The 3,612-nt window shown below is 67.6% G+C and carries 5 protein-coding genes and 1 pseudogene; 3 read left to right on the forward strand and 3 right to left on the reverse strand.

Annotated elements, in window-relative coordinates; translation table 11 throughout:
- Nucleotides 1-259: pseudogene (locus tag VFA16_RS01180) on the reverse strand (N-acetylmuramoyl-L-alanine amidase); the annotation flags it as partial.
- A gap of 98 nt (nt 260-357) precedes the next feature.
- Between VFA16_RS01180 and VFA16_RS01185 the strand changes: the two are divergent.
- From VFA16_RS01185 to VFA16_RS01195, 3 genes are all read left to right on the forward strand, one after another.
- Nucleotides 358-693 carry a YbaB/EbfC family nucleoid-associated protein gene (locus VFA16_RS01185; protein WP_324966056.1) on the forward strand — a complete coding sequence of 112 codons (336 nt, stop codon included), beginning with the start codon at nt 358-360 and terminating at the stop codon, nt 691-693.
- A gap of 1 nt (nt 694) precedes the next feature.
- Entirely contained in the window at nt 695-1,306 is a 612-nt protein-coding gene (recR, locus tag VFA16_RS01190; protein WP_324966057.1) for a recombination mediator RecR, read from the forward strand.
- Between the two features lie 109 nt (nt 1,307-1,415).
- Nucleotides 1,416-2,261: a DUF559 domain-containing protein gene (locus tag VFA16_RS01195; protein ID WP_324966058.1), complete on the forward strand. Its 846-nt coding sequence runs from the start codon at nt 1,416-1,418 to the stop codon at nt 2,259-2,261.
- On the opposite strand, the gene VFA16_RS01200 is transcribed toward VFA16_RS01195, so the two are convergent.
- Nucleotides 2,258-2,962, reverse strand: coding sequence for a type 1 glutamine amidotransferase (locus VFA16_RS01200; RefSeq protein ID WP_324966059.1), 705 nt, complete (start codon nt 2,960-2,962; stop codon nt 2,258-2,260). The two genes, VFA16_RS01195 and VFA16_RS01200, sit on opposite strands and share 4 nt — an antisense overlap.
- Nucleotides 2,955-3,612: DUF1727 domain-containing protein (locus VFA16_RS01205; protein WP_324966060.1), on the reverse strand; the 658-nt coding region annotated here is incomplete at its 5' end. The genes VFA16_RS01205 and VFA16_RS01200, both read right to left, overlap by 8 nt.

Raw genomic sequence — 3,612 nt, forward strand, 5'->3', positions numbered from 1 at the left:
AGGTGAAGGTGTGCTCCGGGTAGCCGCTGTTGGTCGAGGTTCCGCTGGCTTGGCAGTCCTTGGTGCCGCCGCGGCCGTTGGATACCTGACGGCTGATGGAGGCGTCGTTGGCCCCGTTGTGGCCGGGGTCGAGGAACACGATCATGCCGGCGATGTTTGCCGGGACCGCGGTCGCGGGCGGCACCCTCAACGCCGAGAGGACGAGCAGTACACCAGTGGCGATCGCGAACCCGACACGCAGGCAAACTCGTATGCGCACCGCGCCACGGTAGCCCGGGGGCGTCTAGGCTGGGAGTTCCGAACCGCCCAGCAGCGGCAGGCGAAACCAAGTCGAAACCAAGATGCAAGGGGACTGTCATGCAACCTGGAGGCCAACCCGACATGTCGGCGTTGCTTGCCCAGGCTCAGCAGATGCAGCAACAGCTACTGGAAGCCCAGCAACAGCTCGTCAACTCCGAGGTGCGCGGCCAGGCCGGTGGCGGGTTGGTGCAGGTGACCGTGAGGGGCAGCGGCGAGGTGGTGGCCGTCAATATCGACCCCAAGGTCGTCGACCCTGACGACGTCGAGACCTTGCAGGACCTGATCGTCGGCGCGCTGGCCGACGCCTCCCAGCAGGTCACCGCCATGGCGCAGCAAAAGCTGGGGCCGCTGGCCGGGGGAATGGGTAGCGCCCTGGGTTTGCCGGAGACCTGACTTGTTCGAGGGACCGGTCCAGGATCTGATCGACGAGCTCGGCAAGCTGCCGGGTATCGGGCCCAAAAGCGCGCAGCGCATTGCCTTCCACCTGTTGTCGGTCGAGCCGGCCGACATCGACCGGCTTACCGCGGTGCTGGCGAAGGTCCGCGACGGTGTCCGGTTCTGTGCCGTGTGCGGCAACGTCTCCGACGACGAGCGGTGCCGGATCTGCGCGGATCCGCGCCGTGACGCCTCTTTAGTCTGCGTTGTCGAGGAGCCCAAGGACGTCCAGGCCGTCGAGCGCACCCGCGAATTCCGCGGTCGCTACCACGTTTTGGGCGGGGCACTCGATCCGCTGTCCGGCGTCGGTCCTGAGCAGCTGCGGATCCGCGAGCTGCTGAATCGGATCGGCGAGCGCGTCGACGGCGTCGACGTCACCGAGGTGATCATCGCCACCGATCCCAATACCGAGGGCGAGGCGACCGCCACCTACCTCATGCGGATGCTGCGCGACATTCCTGGGCTGACCGTGACTCGGATCGCCTCAGGGCTGCCGATGGGCGGGGATCTGGAGTTCGCCGACGAGTTGACCCTCGGGCGGGCATTGGCCGGCCGCCGCGCCATGGTGTGAACTTCAGGTCTTTTGCGCCGAGCCTGTAGCTACCGTGTGATCCACTCGCACTTCTCCTCGCTAACTACAGGCTCGGTGTCGTGTCGGTGGTCGTTGCCAGCATGTCGCCATGAGAACGGTCTTTCTTGGGAGCGAAGCTTTGGGGCAGGGCAGACTCACGGAGCACGAGCTGCGCCGATGGCACCGGGCGATCTTCCGCGACGTATACGTGCCGTTACGGCATGAGCTAACGCTTCGCGACCGGATTGAGGGGGCGTGGCTGCGGTCGCGGCGTCGGGCGGTAATCGCGGGTACTGCGGCCTCCGCTCTACACGGCGCGACGTGGGTCGATGCTGATATCCCGATCGAGGTTGTCTGGAACTGCACTCGTCCGCCGGTCGGAGTAATCGCACGTGACCAGACCTTGGGCGACGACGAGATCACCCGGGTCGCCGGCCTTCCGGTCACCACGGTCGCGCGCACTGCATACGACCTCGGGCGGCATTTGCCGCGGGAGCAGGCGGTGGCACGCCTAGACGCGCTGATGCACGCGACGCCGTTCTCGGTCGAGGATGTGCTGTTGCTGGCCAAGCGCTACCCAGGTGCACGCGGTTTGCGGCGATTGCGGGCGGCACTACCGCTTGTCGACGGCGGCGCTGAATCCCCGAAGGAGACCTGGCTTCGGCTGCTGTTGATCGACGCCGGCCTACCCACTCCGACGACGCAGATCCCCGTGCTCGACGGCTACTGGCCTGTCGCCTACGTCGACATGGGTTGGGAGAAGTACAAAGTGGCGGTCGAGTATGACGGCGACCAACATCGCAGCAACCGCCGCCGCTACGCCAAGGACCAGCGGCGGCTGCGCAAGCTTGAAGAGATGGGCTGGATCGTCATCCGGGTGATCGCGGAGGACAAGCCCGACGACGTCGTGCGGCGGGTGCGTGCTGCGCTACTCGCCAGAGGCTGGCGGTCCTAGGCGCGTAGCCGCTCGCGGCGCAGCAGGTCCACCTCAGGCAGCTCAAGCGGAGGCAGTTCGCCGACAATCCGACTGAGCAGCAGGTCGGCGAGTTCGGGGTTGCGGGCAAGACACGGTCCGTGCATGTAGGTGGCGACGACGCTGCCTTGCACTGCGCCGTCGAACCCGTCGCCCAAACGATTTCCCGCACCGTTCTTGACCGCACCCAGCGGTGATGCCTCGGCGCCGAGCACCGTGCCGCCGCGGTGGTTCTCGAACCCGGTCAACGGCGCCGTCAACCCGGGCAGCAACGGCGTGCTGACGAGCTCTCCGATGGTGCGCTTAGGCTGCGGCGAGGTGGTCGCATCAAGGAGGCCCACCCCGTCGACCCGCTCACCCGCCGACGTCTCATACCAGTGCCCGAGCACCTGGATGGCCGCGCAGATTGCCAGCACGGGCGCGCCGCGAGCCGCGGCGCGCTGCAGTCCGGGATGCTTGACAAGATGCCTGGTTGCCAGCCGCTGTGCGTAGTCTTCGGCCCCGCCCAGCGTGTATAAATCCAGGCTCTCCGGCACTGGGTCGGCCAGCGTGATCTCGACGATCTCGGCGTCGATGCCGCGCAGCCGCAGCCGTTGCCGCAACACCACCGCGTTGCCGCCGTCGCCGTAGGTGCCCATCACGTCGGGCAGCACCAGCCCGATCCGCACGGTCGAGTCAGCCATAGCGCGCCAGCTTCCGCTGTAGCTGCAGGAATGCGGTGTAGTTGGCGACGACTTCGACGTGTCCGGTCGGGCATGACGCGATGGCCGCCATCGTGTCGTGGACCAGCGTGTGCTGCACACCCGCATACCCCAACCGCACTGCCAGATCGGTGCCCCGCTCGCCAGCCGCTACCACCGACGTGTCTTCGAAGTGCTCGAAGCGCACATCCCACAGCCAGGACAGGTCTTCGCCGTCGGGCACCTGACCGTTGACCGCGATGACCACGCCGGCCGCGTGCTTGTCGACCATCGACAGCGCTTCCTGCCAGCCAGCGGGGTTCTTGGCCAGCAGCACCCGCACGGTGTGCTCGCCGACGCGCACGGTGCGGTAGCGCCCGGCAACCTCGTCGACCCGAGACAGGGCTGCCACCGCGGCCGCCGGATCCGCACCCAACGCGACGGCAGCCGCGACGGCTTGAGCGGCGTTGCCGCGGTTGACGGCGCCGGGCAGGCTCAGCCGCATCGGTATCGCCAGCCCGTCGGGCCCGTAGAGGGTGTCGTCGTCGAACCACCAGTGCGGGCTGGGCCGCTTGAAGTCGGTGCCGGTGGAGTACCAGTGCGCCTTGTCCCGGACGATCACCTCGCCGCTGCGCGGGCAGCTGGTCGAGTCG

The organism is Mycobacterium sp. (assembly GCF_035653355.1).
Lineage (GTDB): Bacteria > Actinomycetota > Actinomycetes > Mycobacteriales > Mycobacteriaceae > Mycobacterium.

Bases quoted from the DNA above. Each gene is read 5' to 3' on its own strand.
- VFA16_RS01185 (WP_324966056.1), top strand. From the start codon at position 358: ATGCAACCTGGAGGCCAACCCGACATGTCGGCGTTGCTTGCCCAGGCT.
- VFA16_RS01195 (WP_324966058.1), top strand. From the start codon at position 1,416: ATGAGAACGGTCTTTCTTGGGAGCGAAGCTTTGGGGCAGGGCAGACTC.
- VFA16_RS01200 (WP_324966059.1), bottom strand. From the start codon at position 2,962: ATGGCTGACTCGACCGTGCGGATCGGGCTGGTGCTGCCCGACGTGATG.